This is a genomic window from Kitasatospora sp. NPDC001547, assembly GCF_042894165.1.
Lineage (GTDB): Bacteria > Actinomycetota > Actinomycetes > Streptomycetales > Streptomycetaceae > Kitasatospora.
Map to the genome: position 1 here is coordinate 70,033 of NZ_JBIAVL010000027.1, position 15,721 is coordinate 85,753.

At 73.9% G+C, this 15,721-nt stretch carries 10 protein-coding genes; 7 read left to right on the plus strand and 3 right to left on the minus strand.

Annotation, left to right across the window (positions count from 1 at the left end; all coding sequences use genetic code 11):
- Nucleotides 1–2 precede the first annotated feature (2 nt).
- The 4 genes from ACFY0X_RS32285 to ACFY0X_RS32300 are packed head-to-tail and all read left to right on the plus strand — an operon-like array spanning nt 3 to nt 4,109.
- Nucleotides 3–1,127 carry an ABC transporter permease gene (locus ACFY0X_RS32285; protein WP_387759909.1) on the plus strand — a complete coding sequence of 375 codons (1,125 nt, stop codon included), beginning with the start codon at nt 3–5 and terminating at the stop codon, nt 1,125–1,127.
- Nucleotides 1,124–2,110 (plus strand): ABC transporter permease, encoded by a 987-nt coding sequence (locus ACFY0X_RS32290; protein ID WP_387759911.1) that lies wholly within the window; start codon nt 1,124–1,126, stop codon nt 2,108–2,110. Before ACFY0X_RS32285 ends, ACFY0X_RS32290 begins: the two co-directional genes overlap by 4 nt.
- The gene (locus ACFY0X_RS32295) at nt 2,110–3,108 is read left to right on the plus strand and encodes an ABC transporter ATP-binding protein (RefSeq protein WP_387759912.1); all 999 of its coding nucleotides are present in this window, start codon (nt 2,110–2,112) and stop codon (nt 3,106–3,108) included. Before ACFY0X_RS32290 ends, ACFY0X_RS32295 begins: the two co-directional genes overlap by 1 nt.
- A complete protein-coding gene (locus ACFY0X_RS32300; RefSeq protein WP_387759914.1) occupies nt 3,108–4,109 on the plus strand; it encodes an ABC transporter ATP-binding protein in 1,002 nt (333 codons plus the stop codon). The genes ACFY0X_RS32295 and ACFY0X_RS32300 overlap by 1 nt, the downstream gene beginning before the upstream one ends.
- A 125-nt stretch (nt 4,110–4,234) precedes the next feature.
- Here ACFY0X_RS32300 and soxR read toward each other — a convergent pair whose 3' ends face one another.
- Nucleotides 4,235–4,708 (minus strand): redox-sensitive transcriptional activator SoxR, encoded by a 474-nt coding sequence (gene soxR / locus ACFY0X_RS32305; RefSeq protein ID WP_387759915.1) that lies wholly within the window; start codon nt 4,706–4,708, stop codon nt 4,235–4,237.
- A 48-nt stretch (nt 4,709–4,756) separates the two neighbouring features.
- Between soxR and ACFY0X_RS32310 the strand changes: the two genes are divergently transcribed.
- Entirely contained in the window at nt 4,757–6,214 is a 1,458-nt protein-coding gene (locus ACFY0X_RS32310; protein ID WP_387759917.1) for an MFS transporter, read from the plus strand.
- 194 nt (nt 6,215–6,408) lie between these two features.
- On the opposite strand, the gene ACFY0X_RS32315 is transcribed toward ACFY0X_RS32310, so the two are convergent.
- Entirely contained in the window at nt 6,409–8,790 is a 2,382-nt protein-coding gene (locus ACFY0X_RS32315; protein ID WP_387759918.1) for an immune inhibitor A domain-containing protein, read from the minus strand.
- A gap of 186 nt (nt 8,791–8,976) precedes the next feature.
- Nucleotides 8,977–11,043, minus strand: coding sequence for a prolyl oligopeptidase family serine peptidase (locus ACFY0X_RS32320; protein WP_387759919.1), 2,067 nt, complete (start codon nt 11,041–11,043; stop codon nt 8,977–8,979).
- 53 nt (nt 11,044–11,096) lie between these two features.
- Here ACFY0X_RS32320 and ACFY0X_RS32325 point away from each other — a divergent pair, with 53 nt between their 5' ends.
- Together ACFY0X_RS32325 and ACFY0X_RS32330 are read left to right on the plus strand one after the other, a co-directional pair.
- Complete coding sequence (locus ACFY0X_RS32325; protein ID WP_387759920.1) at nt 11,097–12,305, plus strand: aminotransferase class V-fold PLP-dependent enzyme; 1,209 nt, start codon at nt 11,097–11,099, stop codon at nt 12,303–12,305.
- A gap of 422 nt (nt 12,306–12,727) precedes the next feature.
- The gene (locus ACFY0X_RS32330) at nt 12,728–15,583 is read left to right on the plus strand and encodes a DEAD/DEAH box helicase (protein WP_387759932.1); all 2,856 of its coding nucleotides are present in this window, start codon (nt 12,728–12,730) and stop codon (nt 15,581–15,583) included.
- Nucleotides 15,584–15,721 lie beyond the last annotated feature (138 nt).

The window sequence follows — 15,721 nt, forward strand, 5'->3', positions numbered from 1 at the left end:
CGATGAGCAACACCACCACACCTTCGGGAGCCGAAGGACGCGCCGGTGCCGAGCGTGACGAGCGACGGGCGAGCGCGGAGGGTGCCGGAGCGGGGAGCGTCGGCACCGGAACGGGAGCGGCCGGAGCCGGGCGGGGGACGGCCGAGCCCGTCACCGTCGCCGAGTCCGTCGCCGTGGCCGAGCCCGGCGCCGTGGCCGGGTCCACGGCGCCGGGCGCCGGGAGGAGTTCCGGGCGCGGGCCCTGGCGGCTGGTCTGGGACCAGCTGTGGGCCAAGGGCCCGGCCCGGTTCGGACTGGTCACCGTCGGCGTGCTGCTGCTGGCCGCCGCGCTGGCCGGCCCGCTCGGCTCGCTCGGCGGCTGGACCCCCGAGGAGTTCGACAAGCGCGCCGTCGACCCGTACCTGGGCGGCCTGCCCCGGGGCGACTTCGGCGGCATCAGCGCCCGCCACTGGCTGGGCGTCGAGCCCATCACCGGCCGCGACCTGTTCGCCCGGGTGCTGCACGGTGGGCAGGTCTCCCTGCTGATCGCGTTCACCGCGACCGCCGTCGTCGTGGTCGTCGGGACCCTGGCCGGCATCGCGGCGGGCTACTTCGGCGGTCGCACCGACACCGTGCTGTCCCGGCTGATGGACCTCACGATGTCCTTCCCCTCGCTGATCTTCATGATCGCGATGATGTCGGTGGCCAAGGACGTCAACCGGATCCTGCTGATCACCCTGGTGATCGGGCTGTTCACCTGGCCTGGCATCGCCCGGGTGGTGCGCGGCCAGACCCTCTCGCTCAAGCACCGCGAGTACGTCGAGGCCGCCAAGGTCGGCGGGGCGCGCTCCTGGCGGATCCTCACCCGCGAGATCCTGCCGAACGTCTCCGGCCCGATCATCGCCTACACCACCCTGCTCATCCCCGGGATGATCGCCACCGAGGCCGCGCTCAGCTACCTCGGTGTGGGCGTCCGCCCGCCGACCGCGTCCTGGGGCCAGATGATCGCCGAGAGCATCGTGCACTACGAGACCGACCCGACCTACTTCCTGATCCCGACCGCCTTCCTGTTCGTCGCCGTGCTCGCCTTCACCCTGCTCGGGGACGCGCTGCGCGACATCCTCGACCCCCGGGGAGGCCGGTCGTGATCCTCTACCTCGGCCGCCGGCTGCTCGGCGTGGCGGGCATCCTGCTCGCCATCTGCGCCATCACCTTCACCATCTTCTACCTGCTGCCCAACGACCCGGCCGCGGCCGCCTGCGGCAAGACCTGCAGCCCCGAGCGGCTCGCCGACGTCAAGGCGGCGATGGGCCTGGACAAGCCGCTCTGGGAGCAGTTCCTCGCCTACCTCGGCGGCATCTTCGCCGGCCGCGAGTACGGCTCCGGCCCCAGCGCGGTGCACTGCGGCTTCCCCTGCCTCGGCTACTCCTACGAGTACGGGCTGCCGGTGTGGGACCTGCTGACCGACCGCCTGCCGGTCTCCGTCTCGCTGGCGCTCGGCGCGGCCGTGCTCTGGCTGGTCCTCGGCCTCGGCGCGGGCGTCACCTCGGCGCTGCGCAAGGGCCGGCCGCTCGACAGGGCGCTGATGGTGCTGTCCGTCGGCACCGCCTCGCTGCCGGTCTACTTCACCTCGATCATGCTGATCTGGGGCGTCGTCAGGACGGCCGGAGTGCTGCCCTACCCCGCGTACCACGAGTTCACCGAGAACCCCCTGCGGTGGGGCTCCAACCTGCTGTTGCCGTGGACCGCGCTGGCCCTTCTGTACGCGGCGATGTACGCCCGGCAGAGCCGCAACTCGATGATCGAGGCGATGGCCGAACCGTACATCCGCACCGCCCGGGCCAAGGGCCTGCCGCCGCGGACGGTCACCGTCAAGCACGGGCTGCGCTCCGGGATGACGCCGATCCTGACCATCTTCGGGATGGACCTCGGCGGCCTGCTGGCCGGCGCGGTCATCACCGAGTCGATCTTCGGCCTGCCCGGCGTCGGCCGGCTGTTCTACGACGGCCTGGCCCGGTCGGACCAGCCGGTCATCCTCGGGGTCACCCTGCTCGCGGCCTTCTTCATCGTCGCGGCGAACCTGCTGGTCGACCTGCTCTACGCCTTCGTCGACCCGAGAGTGAGGTACTGATGACCGAGTTGTTGGAGGTCGAGGACCTCAAGGTCGCCTTCGACACCCCGCGCGGCAGCGTCCGGGCGGTGGACGGGATCTCCTTCACCGTTCGGGCCGGGCGCACCCTCGGCCTGGTCGGCGAGTCGGGCAGCGGGAAGTCCGTCACCTCGCTCGCCGTCATGGGCCTGCACCGCGGCGCCACCGTCACCGGCTCGATCCGGCTGAACGGACAGGAGCTGGGCGGCCTGGGGGAGCGGGAGCTCGGCACCGTCCGGGGCCGCCGGATCGCGATGATCTTCCAGGACCCGCTGTCCAGCCTGCACCCCTTCTACACGGTCGGGGAGCAGATCGCCGAGCACTACCGGGTGCACTTCAGGGCCGGCCGCAGGGCCGGCCGGGCCCGGGCGGTGGAGATGCTGGCCGAGGTCGGCATCCCGGAGCCGGCCCGCCGGGTCGACGAGTACCCGCACCAGTTCTCCGGCGGCATGCGCCAGCGCGTCATGATCGCGATGGCGCTCGCCTGCGAGCCCGAGCTGCTGATCGCCGACGAGCCCACCACGGCGCTCGACGTCACCGTCCAGGCGCAGATCCTCGACCTGATCGCCCGGATCCAGCAGGAGCGCGGCCTCGGCGTCGTGATGATCACCCACGACCTCGGCGTGGTCGCCCGGGTCGCCCACGAGGTGCTGGTCATGTACGGCGGCCGGGCCGCCGAACAGGCCCCGGTGGACCGGCTGTTCGCCCGGCCCGCGCACCCGTACACGCGCGGCCTGCTGGACTCGCTGCCGCGCCTGGACGACACCGACGACACCCCGCTGCGGGCCATCCCCGGCAGCCCGCCGTCGCTGATCGCCCCCGCCCCCGGCTGCTCCTTCGCCCCGCGCTGCGCCCGCACCGCCGCCGCGTCCGCCGAGGAGCACGCCCGCTGCCTGGCCGAGCGCCCCCCGCTCGACCTGCTCGCCCCCGGCCACCAGGCCGCCTGCCACCTGCCGCTGGTGCCGGAAGGGGTGCTGTGATGACCACGCCGTCGACGAAGGGCGCGGCCGAACCGCTGCTGTCCGTACGGGACCTGGTGAAGACCTTCCCCGGCCGGCGCGGCCGCACCGGCCGGCCCGGAGCGCCGATCCGGGCGGTGGACGGGGTGAGCTTCGACGTCGGGGCGGGGGAGACGCTCGGCCTGGTCGGCGAGTCCGGCTGCGGCAAGTCCACCACCGGGCGGATGATCGTCCGGCTGCTCGACCCGACCTCGGGCACCGTCACCTTCGACGGCACCGAGATCGGCGGGCTCTCCCAGGCCCGGCTGCGGCCGCACCGGCGCGACCTCCAGATGGTCTTCCAGGACCCGTACTCCTCGCTCAACCCCCGGCAGACGGTGGCCCGGATCATCTCCGAGCCGCTGCTCGTCCAGGGCGAGAGCGCGACGGCGGCGCGCAAGCGGGCCGCCGAGCTGATGGAGCTGGTCGGGCTGATCCCCGAGCACCTGGACCGCTACCCGCACGAGTTCTCCGGCGGCCAGGCCCAGCGCATCGGCATCGCCCGCTCGCTGGCCACCTCGCCGCGGCTGGTGGTCGCCGACGAGCCGGTCTCCGCGCTGGACGTCTCCATCCAGGCCCAGGTGGTCAACCTGATGGAGCGGCTCCAGCAGGAGCTGGGGCTGGCGTACGTGTTCATCGCGCACGACCTCTCGGTGGTCAAGCGGGTCTGCGACCGGGTCGCGGTGATGTACCTGGGCCGGATCGTGGAGATCGGCGACAAGGCCGAGGTGTACGGCAGCCCCGCGCACCCGTACACCAGGGCGCTGCTGTCCGCCGTCCCGCTGCCGGACCCGGAGGCGGAGCGGAACCGGGAGCGGATCGTCCTGCTCGGCGACCCGCCGAGCCCGGCCGACCCGCCGCCCGGGTGCAGCTTCCACCCGCGCTGCCCGAAGGCCCAGGACCTCTGCCGGACCGAGCGGCCGCTGCTGAGGATCGCCGGGCCCGGCGAGCGCCGGGCGGCCTGCCACTTCCCGGAGGCCTGAGGCGCCACAAGACCCCCGGTCGGACGCGGCGGGGAACCCTGCGAGGGCCGCGTCCGACCGGGTTCCACCCGGCTCCAGCACGTCCCGTCTCGATCGCTCCCCGTCCCGGTCGTTCCTGGGCCCGGTCACTCCTCGACGGGCAGCAGGCCCTCCTCCGGCAGCAGCCGGCGCGGGCCCGGGCCCTCGGCGGCCAGCTCGTCCCCCGGGTTGAGCACCCGGCAGCGGCGCAGCGACACGCAGCCGCAGCCGATGCAGCCCGTCAGCTCGTCCTCCAGCCGCTCCAGCTCGGCCCGGCGGGCGCGCAGCTGCTCGGCCCAGCGCCGGGAGATCCGCTCCCAGTCGTGCTTGCCGGGCATCCGGTCCTCGGGCAGACCGGTGAAGACCTCGGCGACCTCGGCGAGCGGGATGCCGAGCCGCTTGGCGACCAGGATGAGCGAGATCCGGCGCAGCACGTGCCGCCGGTAGCGCCGCTGGTTGCCCGTGGTGCGCTCGGAGGAGATCAGCCCCTGGTCCTCGTAGAAGCGCACCGCCGAGGTGGCGATCCCGGCCCGCCGGGCCACCTCGCCGACGCTCAGCAGATCGACCGGCGCGGTGGTCATGGCGGGCTCCTTGACTTCAAGTTCTGTTGAAGTCCTAGCGTACCGGACGTGACCGAATCAGCTGCCGTCAAGAACGCCACCACCGCTGCCGAGCTGGATGGTTACCCGGCAAAGACGCCGACCGCCGGGGCCTGCGGCGGGTGGCGTGAACTCTTCTCCCGCCGGTACGCCGCCCCCGCCTCGATCCTGGCCGGGGGCGTCGCGCTGTACGCGATGAACCTCTACTTCACCGCCGCCCTGATGCCCTCGATCGTCGCCGACATCGGCGGCGAGCGGTACTACGCGTGGGTGGCCACCGGCTTCCTGATGGCGGCCGTCATCGCCTCGATGCTGGTCAGCCGGCTGCTGGACCGCCTCGGTGCCGCCCGGGCCTACGTGCTGGGCTTCCTGGTGTTCGGCGCCGGCGCGGTGCTCAACGCGCTCAGTCCGTCGATGGCGGCGCTGATCCTCGGCCGGGTGGTGCAGGGCCTCGGCGGCGGGCTGGTGGCCGGGCTCGGCTACGCCGTGATCCGCGGCGCCCTGCCGGAGCGGCTGTGGACCCGCGCGGCCGGGTTGGTCTCCGCGATGTGGGGCGTCGGCACCCTGGTCGGACCGTCGCTGGGCGGGCTGTTCGCCCAGCTCGGCGCCTGGCGCGGGGCGTACGTCCTGCTGCTGGTCGCCGCGCTGGTGCTGGCGCTGCTGGCCCGCCGGGTGCTGCCCGGACGCTCCGGCGACGGGCACGGCAGCGGCCCGGTGCCGATGCCCTCGCTGCTGCTGCTCACCCTGGCGGCGGCGGCCTTCAGCGTCAGCTCGACCGTGCCGGGCGGCTGGCCGACGGTGGTCTGCCTGCTCGCCGGTGTGGCGCTGCTGGCGGGCTTCGTGGCGGTCGAGCGCCGCGCGGCGGCGACGGTGCTGCCGCAGCAGACCTACCGGGCCGGCAGCCCGCTGAAGTGGCTCTACCTGACCGTCGCGGTGCTCTGCGCGGGCGTGGTGGCGGAGAACTTCATCCCGCTGTTCGGCCAGCAGCTGGGCGGCCTCGGCCCGCTGGTGGCCGGATTCCTCGGTGCCGCGGTCTCGGCCGGCTGGACCACCGCCCAGCTGTTCAGCGTGGGGATCGAGTCGGCCCGCGGCCGGGCCCTGGCGGTCCGCACCGCCCCGCTGGTGCTGGTCGGCGGCCTGCTGGTCTACGGGCTGTCGCAGACCGGGCACGCCTCCGGGCTCCGGGTGGTGCTGTGGGCGGCGGCGCTGTTCGTCGCCGGCACCGGGATCGGGCTGGCCTTCCCGCACCTGAGCGTGGCGGCGATGCGCAGCAGCGACGATCCGGCGGAGGGCGGCAAGGCGGCCGCGGCGATCAACACCACCCAGCTGATCGCCTTCTCGGTGACCTCGGCGCTGGCCGGGACCCTGGTCAACCTGGGCGGGGACGCCCCGGTCGACGCGGCCCGCTACATGACCTTCGGGATCGCCGCGATCACCGTCCTCGGGGTGGCCACCGCCGCGCGCACCGCCCGCGGCCCGGGGCGCTGAGGGGCGCCGGACCGCCTCCGGGCGCACGAGCGGGCCCCGGATCCCTTTCGTCGGGGGGATCCGGGGCCGTTTCGCGCGTTCCGAGGGGCCGGTCGGGCCGGTCGGGCCGGTCGAGCGGGTCGAGCCGGTGGGGTCGGTCCGTCAGGCCGGTCAGGCCGGCCGGTCGGCTCAGGAGGCCGCGTCAGGCCGTGGGGTCAGGCGGCGGGGCCCACCCGGACGGTGGTGATCCTCCCGCCCTGGGACTCCCGGACCACCTCGATCTTCGTGTTGGTGTCCGGCACCTTCACCGTCAGCTGCGGCGTGGCCGCGTCGCCGTACACCCCGGTGCGGTCGTTGAACACCGGGACGGCCGGCTTGGCCGGCACGCGCACCGCGACGCCGCCCTTGTGCAGGGTGAACGCGGTGGTCGGCTTGAGCGAGAAGGTCGCGTCGTAGGTCTGCGCCCGCCCGTTGACCAGCGTGCCGTCGGCGAAGCGGACCGGCGCCGGGCGGGCGTCGATCGGCAGGATCAGCCCGCCGCCGGGGTGGTCCTTGGTGTTGTTGTCACCGTACGAGGTGTCCCACAGCCAGATCAGGACGCCCTCCTGGTACGGGTAGTTGTCCACCACGTTGGCCTTGCCCGCGACGCCGGTGTAGCCGAAGTTGTAGGGGCCGGTCTTCAGGAACGCCCCGTAGCCGGTGTAGCGGCGGTTCTCGGCGAGGTAGGCGCGCGGGTGCTGCTTGACGGCGGTGCGGCCGGTGATGACCGTGAAGCCGTTGGCCGTCCAGCCGTCCGTGCCGTTCTCGGCGCCGTCGGCGAACAGCACGGCGGTGCCGGCGGTGGCCTTCACGGCGTCCACTAGGACGCCCCGGCCGTGGGTGTTGCCGTCCGAGGTGACGTGGAAGCGCAGCCGGACCTGCCGGCCGAGGTAGCCGTCCAGCGGGATGTGCAGCTGCTTGTAGCTCCCGGAACTGCCGCTCAGGCCGGGGACGTTGGCGTTGGTGCTGCCGATCGGGGCGCCGTCCACGGTGCCGCCGAGGGCGGTCCAGTGCTGGCCCTGGTCGGTGGAGGCCTCGACGGTGAGGAAGTCGTAGTCCTGCTCGGTGTCGTACCAGACCGCCGCGTCCAGGGCGGCCGGGCCGACGGCGGTGCGCAGGTCGACCTCCCGGGCGAGGGAGTTGTCGAGGTTGTCGCCGGTGTCGCTCCACCACTGCCTGCCGCCCTCGTACGGGTCGGCGAGGTCGGTGCGGGTGGTGCCGTCGGGCAGGTGGACGAGGACGGCCTGGGCCTGGTCGGTGTTGTAGCCGCTGACCCCGAGGGCGTGGGTGGAGCGGGTGGCGGCCTGCGCCTCGTCGTAGTCGAGCCAGCCGAACTGCAGCTTGCTCCAGGCGTCGAGGTCGCCGGGGTAGCCGCCGGTGGTGTTCGGGCCCTTGCCGAGGTAGGAGCCGGAGGACATCAGCGACCAGAAGTTGACGCTGTTGTCGCCGCCGGTGGTGGAGTACAGGTCGGGCAGGCCGAGGTTGTGGCCGTACTCGTGGGCGAACAGGCCGACGCCGCTGTTCTCGCCGCCCTGGACGTAGTCGTAGACGTACAGGCCGCTGTCGCCGACGGGGGCGCCGCCGATCCGGTTGCCCTCCGGGCCGGTCTGCCCGGTCGCGTCCGGGAAGGCCCAACTGCGGTGCGCCCACAGCGCGTCGGCGCCCTGGGCGCCGCCGCCCCAGGTCTCGTCCACGCCCGCGTGGACTACGACGACGTTGTCCAGGTAGCCGTCCGGCCGGCCGAACTCGCCGTCCTTGTCGTGGTCGTAGCGGTCGTAGACGTCGTACTGGGCGAGCTGCGCCCTGATGTCGGCGGCGGAGCGGCCCTTGGCGATCTCGCCGTCGTACCAGGCCTTGACGGCGTCCCGGATGAACTCCTGGCCCTGGGTCCAGGCGCCGGAGCCCTGCGGGCCCTTGTTGCTGCCGTAGCGGGCCTCGTTGTACGGGACGGTGACCCAGTCGCTGACGGTGCCCTCGACGTCGTACCGGCCGGAGGACTGGGTGCGGTAGTAGTTGCGCATCGACACGGTGCCGGGCGTGTCGTCGAAGAACAGCTTCTGGTAGTAGGCGCGGTCGAAGTCCGCCGACCACAGGGTGTGGTTGTCGTCCTTGCCCGGCTCGGGGATCCGGTTGTGGAGCGGGCCCGGGGTGCCGCCGTAGCGGGGCCGGCCGTTCCACTGGGTGGTGTCGTCCACCTGGTCGCCGAACTGGGCGAGGATCACGAAGACCTTGTCGGTGCGCTGGTGCGCGAGTTGGACGTAGTCGTCGCCGATCCGCACCTTCGCCGGGGCCCGCTTGGCGGCGGACTTGGCGGCGGCGCCCTGGTCGAGCGCGCCGTTGTTGAGCTGCTCCAGGGCCTTGCCGCGCAGGGCCTGGCGCTCGCGCTCCTGCGGGGCCATCGGCGCGGGCGGGGCCTCGGCGCCCTGCTGGGCGGACTCGGCGGCCGCGGTGGCGGTGAGGGTGGCGGGGGGAGCGGCCTGGGCGGGGGTGCCCAGCAGGGTGGCCGCTATCGCGCTCGTGGTGAGCGCGGCAGCGAGGGCCACGGACAGTCTGCGCAACTGACCGGTCCTTTCGGGGGATGGGGTGCTTCGGAGGGTGTTCCGGTGCTCCGGGGTCGGTAGCTGAAGCGCAGGTAATATTTCACATGTCACGGATTACGTGAAGGGGTCGGGAGCAAGCGAGAGGGCGCCGCACCCTCGGGGTGGCGGCGCCCTCTCCTCACCGGGCCCGGGCGGCGCGACGGATCACCCCAGGGAGGCCCGCAGGAAGGCGAGTTCGGCCTGCGCCAGCTGCTCCAGCAGTCCGCCCGGGGTCATGTGGGTGACCCCGGGCAAGGGCAGCACGCTGTGCGGGCGGCCGGCCCTGGTCAGCGCCTGGGAGAGCAGCAGGGTGTGCGAGGGGTGGACGTTGTCGTCGGCCAGCCCGTGGATCAGCAGCAGCGGCCTGCTCAGGCCGGGCGCGTCGGTGATCAGGCAGTCGTCGGCGTAGCCCTCGGGGTTGTCCTGCGGCAGGCCGAGGTAGCGCTCGGTGTACGCGGTGTCGTAGAGCCGGAAGTCGGTGGGCGGGGCGCCCGCGCAGGCGGCGTGGAAGACGTCCGGGCGGCGCAGTACGGCGAGCGCCGCGAAGTAGCCGCCGTACGACCAGCCGCGCACGCCGACCCGGCCGAGGTCGAGGTCCGGGTGGCGCTCGGCGAGCGCGTGCAGGGCGTCGACCTGGTCGTCCAGCGCCACCCGGGAGAAGCGGCGGAAGATGGTCCGGGTGAAGTCCGGGGAGACGAACGGGGTGCCGCCGTTGTCGACGGTGACCACCGCGAAGCCCTGGTCGGCCCACCACTGCTTGAGCTGCCAGCGGCGCGGCTCGGCGGCCACCGCCTGGTAGCCGGGCCCGCCGTAGACGTCCAGCAGGACGGGCAGCCGCCGGCCGGGGACGTGGTCGCGCGGGTACACCACGGCGCTGGGCAGGGCGCGTTCGGTGACCCGGGCGAGCTGCGGCTCCACCCGGTGGGGCAGCGGGGCGCTGCGGTCGGTGAGCGGCAGCTCGCGGCCGTCGCGGCTGACGACGCGGCGCACGCCGTCGGCGGTGGCCGAGGTGAGCAGCAGGACGTCGGCGGTGGCGAGGGCCGAGTGCAGGCCGGGGCCGGGGGTGAGCGGCTCGGGCTCGCCGCCGTCCGGGTCGATCAGGTGGACGTACTGGTCGAAGGGGTCGCCCTCGCCGGTCTCGCAGAGCAGCCGGCCGCGCAGCCGGCCGACCACCCGGCGGATCTGCAGGCCGGTGGTGTCCAGCGGCTTGCCGTCCAGTGCGAGGCCGCGGGCCTGCGGGGTGTCGTGGACGGTCAGCAGCCGGCCGTCGGCCAGCCGGGCGGGGGTGCCGGGCAGGTCGTCCACCCAGAACGCGTCGGTGGTGCGGGAGAGTTCACCGGTCTCGCCGGTGGCCGGGTCGGCGCTCAGCAGCAGTACGGTCTGCTGCAGGCGGTCGGCGACGGTGAGCAGCACCTCCTCGGCGGAGGCCCAGGAGGCGGCGCAGACGTACGGGAACTCCTCGGCGTCCCAGCGCAGTCGGACCCGGGTGCCGTCGAGGCCGAGCACCCAGAGCTGGACGTCCGCGTTGGGGCCGCCGGCCTGCGGGTAGGCGAAGTCCTCGGGCGCCTCGCCGGGGTGCGCCGGGTCGGCGAAGTACCGCCGGGGGACGGCGGATTCGTCCACGCGGGCGGCCAGCAGCGCGCCGCCGTCCGGACGCCACCAGTGGCCGCGGGCGCGGCCGAGCTCCTCGGCGGCGGCGAACTCGGCGACGCCCCAGCGGGCGCCGTCGGCGGGGGAGAACGGTTCGAGGGCGGGGGTGACGTACAGGGCGTCCTCGGCGACGTAGGCGACGCGCTGCCCGGTGGCGTCCGGCCGGGGGTCGAACGCGGGCCCGGCGACCGGGAGTTCGTCGCTGGTGCCGGCGGCGGTGTCGGTGCGGAACAGCCGGCCGTCCAGGGTGAAGACGGCGGTGGCGAGGTCGGCGGTGGCGGCGTAGGTGCCGATGCCGGCGGCGACCAGCCGGGTGCGCTCGCGCAGCCGGCGCTCGACGGCGGGCAGGTCGTCGCGCCGGCCGGTGCGGCCGGGCAGCAGCGCGGCCGGGTCGGCGACCAGCCGTTCCTCGCCGGTGGCGGTGTCCAGCAGGTGGAGGCGGTCGACCGGATCCTCCGGACCGGTCGAGCGGAGCAGCAGCAGCCGGGTACCGTCCTCGGCGAGGGTGAACGCACGCGGCGCGCCGAAGGTGAACCGACCGGTACGGGCGCTGAGGGCAAGGAAGGCGTCGGTGATGGTCACGGCCCGATGGTGGTCGCGAGGTGCGTGTCCCGACCAGTAGTCTGTCATGTGAAATGTCACACATCAGTCTGGTGCAAGCGGAGGAAACCGTGATCGAGGACCTGCGGACCGTCGAACCCCCGGCACCGCTGCCCGCCGCCGACGGACTGTTCAGTGTGTCCCCGGGGACCGCCCATCTGAACCACGGCTCCTTCGGCGCCGTGCCCCTCCCGGTGCAGCGGGCGCAGCAGCGGCTGCGCACCGAGCACGAACGGGACCCGGACGGCTTCTTCGCCGACCTCCCGGCCCGGATCGCCGCCGCCCGCGCCCTGATCGCAGCCGAGCTGGACACCGACCCGGACCGGCTCGCGCTGGTCGCCAACGTCACCGAGGCCGCCGCGATCGCCCTGGACAGCATCCCGTTCGCGCCCGGCGACCGGATCCTGGTCACCGACCACGGCTACGGCGCGGTGACCCGGGCGGCCGCCCGCAAGGCCGCCGAGACGGGCGCCGAGGTGGTGGTCGCCCGGGTGCCGCTGGACGCCCCCGACGAGCAGGCCGTCCGGGAGGCGGTGCTGGCCGCCGTGGACGGGCGCACCACCGTCGCGGTCCTGGACCAGCTGACCTCGCCCACCGCCCGACTGGTGGCCGGCCCGGCCCTGCTCGCCGACCTGCGCGCCCGCGGCGTGACCACCGTGGTGGACGGCGCCCACGCCCCCGGCATGCTGCCCGCCCCGATCGACCCGAACGCCGACTTCTGGTTCGGCAACCTGCACAAGTGGGCCTTCGCCCCGCGCGCCACCGGGGTGCTCGCCGTCCGCCCCGAGTGGACCGGCCGGGTGCGCCCGCTGGCGCTCTCCTGGGAGCACGACGGCGGCTTCCCGGGCAACGTCGAGTGGCGCGGCACCTGCGACTACACGCCCTGGCTGGCCGCCCCGGCGGGCTTCGAACTGCTCCGCGGACTCGGCCGCGCCGCGGTGGCCGCGCACAACACCGCCCTCGCCGGGTACGGCCACCGGGCGCTGGTCGAGCGGGCCGGCCTGCCGGCGCTGCCCGCGACGCCCGGGGTGTGGATGCGCACCGTCCGGCTGCCGGCCGGGTACGGCGAGACCGAGCCGCAGGTGAAGGCGCTGATGGCCGAGGTGTGGCGCCGGCTCGGCACCCGGGTCGCGGTCCGCCCGTGGGCCGGCGGCGGGGTGCTGCGGGTCAGCGCGCAGCTGTACAACCGGCCGGGGGAGTACGAGCGGCTGGCGGACGGGCTGGCGGAGCTGCTGCGCGGGTAGGCGGTCGGGCGGCCCGGGCCGGACGTGCCCCCGTCGCCACGGGCCCCTTCCCGGGGTCGGTCCCGATTCAGGGTCTCCAGCGCGGCTTCGATCTGCTTGAGCCGGTGGCGGGGGGTTCGCCATCGTGGCTGTCCTCCCGTGGGTCGGCGGCTGATCCGCGGCTCGTTCCGCGCCCGTCCGCGGCTGTGACGACGACGGTGGGGAGCAACCACCGGATGCCACCGGGAATGACCGGAGACGTTCGGACCTGGCCCCTCCCGATCACTCGAAGACATTTGCCACTATGGATCTGAGAGGGAAGTGACCTCGGGAGCGACCCCGGGGGCGATCTCGTCGCACGGAAAAACGGTGCTATCGATGTCAGTCCCGCCGGGTAACCTCTCGCTGAGATGCGAGATCACACCAACCACACCCGGACGGCGATGAACACCCCCGATCCAGAGCCCCAGGGCGACCAGGAGCTCAGCCCCGCCGAGGCGTACGCGGCCAGCCGTCGCCGGGCCCAGGAGCAGGCCACCGCCCTGTACGGCTTCCAGCAGCTGTACGACTTCCCGCTGGACGACTTCCAGCTGGAGGCCTGCGAGACGCTGGAGGCCGGATCCGGCGTCCTCGTCGCCGCCCCCACCGGCTCCGGGAAGACCATCGTCGGCGAGTTCGCCGTGCACCTGGCCCTGGCCGCGGGCCGCAAGTGCTTCTACACCACGCCGATCAAGGCGCTCTCCAACCAGAAGTACGGCGACCTGGTCAAGCGCTACGGCGCCGCCAAGGTCGGCCTGCTCACCGGCGACAACACCGTCAACGGCGACGCACCCGTGGTGGTCATGACCACCGAGGTGCTGCGCAACATGCTCTACGCGGGCTCCAGCACGCTCGACGGCCTCGGCTACGTCGTGATGGACGAGGTGCACTACCTCGCCGACCGCTTCCGCGGCGCCGTCTGGGAGGAGGTCATCATCCACCTCCCCGAGTCGGTCACCCTCGTCTCGCTCTCCGCGACCGTCTCCAACGCCGAGGAGTTCGGCGACTGGCTGGACACCGTGCGCGGCGGCACCAAGGTGATCGTCTCCGAGACCAGGCCCGTGCCGCTGTGGCAGCACGTGATGGCCGGCAACCGGATGTACGACCTGTTCGCGAACCCCGACCGGGACGGCCGCCCCAAGAACAACCTGAAGAACCCCGGCAAGGCCGTCAACCCCGAGCTGGTCCGGCTCGCCCGCTCCGAACTCGACCGCAACCCGCGCGACCGCTTCGGCCGCGGCCGGGGCCGCTCGATGCCCAACGGCCGTCCCGGCCGGGTCTGGACACCGGGCCGGGTGGACGTCATCGACCGGCTCGACGCCGAGGGCCTGCTGCCCGCGATCACCTTCATCTTCAGCCGGGCCGGCTGCGAGGCCGCCGTCCAGCAGTGCCTCAGCTCCGGCCTGCGGCTCAACAAGGACTCCGACCGCGCCCTGGTCCGGGCGATCGTCGAGGAGCGCTGCGCCGACATCCCCGACGAGGACCTGCACGTCCTCGGCTACTTCGAGTGGCTGGACGGGCTGGAGCGCGGCATCGCCGCCCACCACGCCGGGATGCTGCCCCGGTTCAAGGAGGTGGTCGAGGAGCTCTTCGTGAAGGGCCTGGTCAAGGCCGTCTTCGCGACCGAGACCCTGGCGCTCGGCATCAACATGCCCGCCCGCTCGGTGGTCATGGAGAAGCTGGTCAAGTGGAACGGCGAGACCCACGCCGACATCACCCCCGGCGAGTACACCCAGCTCACCGGCCGGGCCGGGCGGCGCGGCATCGACATCGAGGGCCACGCCGTGGTGCTCTGGCAGCGCGGCCTCGACCCGGAGGCGCTGGCCGGCCTGGCCGGCACCCGCACCTACCCGCTCAAGTCCAGTTTCCGGCCCTCCTACAACATGGCCGTCAACCTGGTCTCCCAGTTCGGCCGGCACCGCTCGCGCGAGCTGCTGGAGACCTCCTTCGCCCAGTTCCAGGCGGACCGCTCGGTGGTCGGCATCGCCCGCCAGGTGCAGCGCAACGAGGAGGGGCTGGAGGGCTACCGCGAGTCGATGACCTGCCACCTCGGCGACTTCGACGAGTACATGGAGCTGCGCCGCCGGCTCAAGGACCGCGAGAACGAGCTGGCCCGCGAGGGCAGCAGCCAGCGCCGCGCGGCCGCCGTCGAGTCCATCGAGCAGCTCAAGCCCGGCGACGTCATCCACGTGCCCACCGGCAAGTTCGCCGGCCTCGCCCTGGTCCTCGACCCGGGCCTGCCGCCGGTCCACCGCTCCGGCCGGGGCGGCCCGCGCCACCCCGACTTCCAGGACGGCCCGCGCCCGGTGGTGCTCACCGCCGAGCGGCAGGTCAAGCGGCTCGCCATGATCGACTTCCCGCACCCGGTCGCCGCGATCGAACGCGTCCGCATCCCCAAGTCCTTCAACCCGCGCAGCCCGCAGTCCCGGCGCGACCTCGCCTCGGCACTGCGCACCAAGGCCGGCCACCTGGAGCCCGAGCGGTTCCGGCGCGGCCGCGCGGCCGCCGCCGACGACCCGGAGATCACCCGGCTGCGCACCGAACTGCGCCAGCACCCCTGCCACGGCTGCTCCGACCGGGAGGACCACGCCCGCTGGGCCGAGCGCTACCACCGGCTGCACCGCGACACCGAGCTGCTGGAACGCCGGATGCGCTCGCGCACCCACACCATCGCCCGCACCTTCGACCGGGTCTGCGCGCTGCTCACCGACCTCGGCTACCTGCAGGGCGACACCGTCACCGACGACGGCAAGCGGCTCGGCCGGCTCTACGGCGAGCTCGACCTGCTCGCCTCCGAGTGCATCCGCGAGGGCGTCTGGAGCGGCCTGGCCGCCGCCGAACTCGCCGCCTGCGCCTCGGCGCTGGTGTACGAGGCCCGCCAGTCCGACGACGCCGGCGCCCCCCGGGTGCCGGAGGGCGCGGCCAAGGAGGCGCTCGGCAAGATGGTCCGGATCTGGGGCCACCTGGACGCCCTGGAGGAGCAGCACCGGATCAACACCGCCGAGGGCGTCGGCCAGCGCGAGCCCGATCTGGGCTTCGCCTGGGTCGCCTACCGCTGGGCGCTCGGCCACAACCTCGACCAGGTGCTGCGCGACGCCGACATGCCGGCCGGCGACTTCGTCCGCTGGACCAAGCAGCTGATCGACGTCCTGGGCCAGATCCAGGACGCCGCCGGCGAGGACGCCGAACTCCGCCGGACGGCCCGCAAGGCCGTCGACGGCCTCCGCCGGGGCATCATCGCCTACTCCTCCGTCGGCTGACCGGCCACCCCCGAGGGGCCCGCCCCGCGCCCCCCCCCCCGGCGGGCCCCCCCCCGCCCGCCCCCCCCCCCCCCGGGCCCCGGGGCGGGGGCGGGGGCCCCCCCCCCCCGCCGGGGGCGGAGCCATGGTTTGGTGGGG

Excerpts from the sequence above, each read along its gene's own strand:
- ACFY0X_RS32285 (WP_387759909.1), top strand. The coding sequence starts at position 3 with ATGAGCAACACCACCACACCTTCGGGAGCCGAAGGACGCGCCGGTGCC.
- ACFY0X_RS32295 (WP_387759912.1), top strand. The coding sequence starts at position 2,110 with ATGACCGAGTTGTTGGAGGTCGAGGACCTCAAGGTCGCCTTCGACACC.
- ACFY0X_RS32300 (WP_387759914.1), top strand. The coding sequence starts at position 3,108 with ATGACCACGCCGTCGACGAAGGGCGCGGCCGAACCGCTGCTGTCCGTA.
- soxR (WP_387759915.1), bottom strand. The coding sequence starts at position 4,708 with ATGACCACCGCGCCGGTCGATCTGCTGAGCGTCGGCGAGGTGGCCCGG.
- ACFY0X_RS32325 (WP_387759920.1), top strand. The coding sequence starts at position 11,097 with ATGTCACACATCAGTCTGGTGCAAGCGGAGGAAACCGTGATCGAGGAC.
- ACFY0X_RS32330 (WP_387759932.1), top strand. The coding sequence starts at position 12,728 with ATGAACACCCCCGATCCAGAGCCCCAGGGCGACCAGGAGCTCAGCCCC.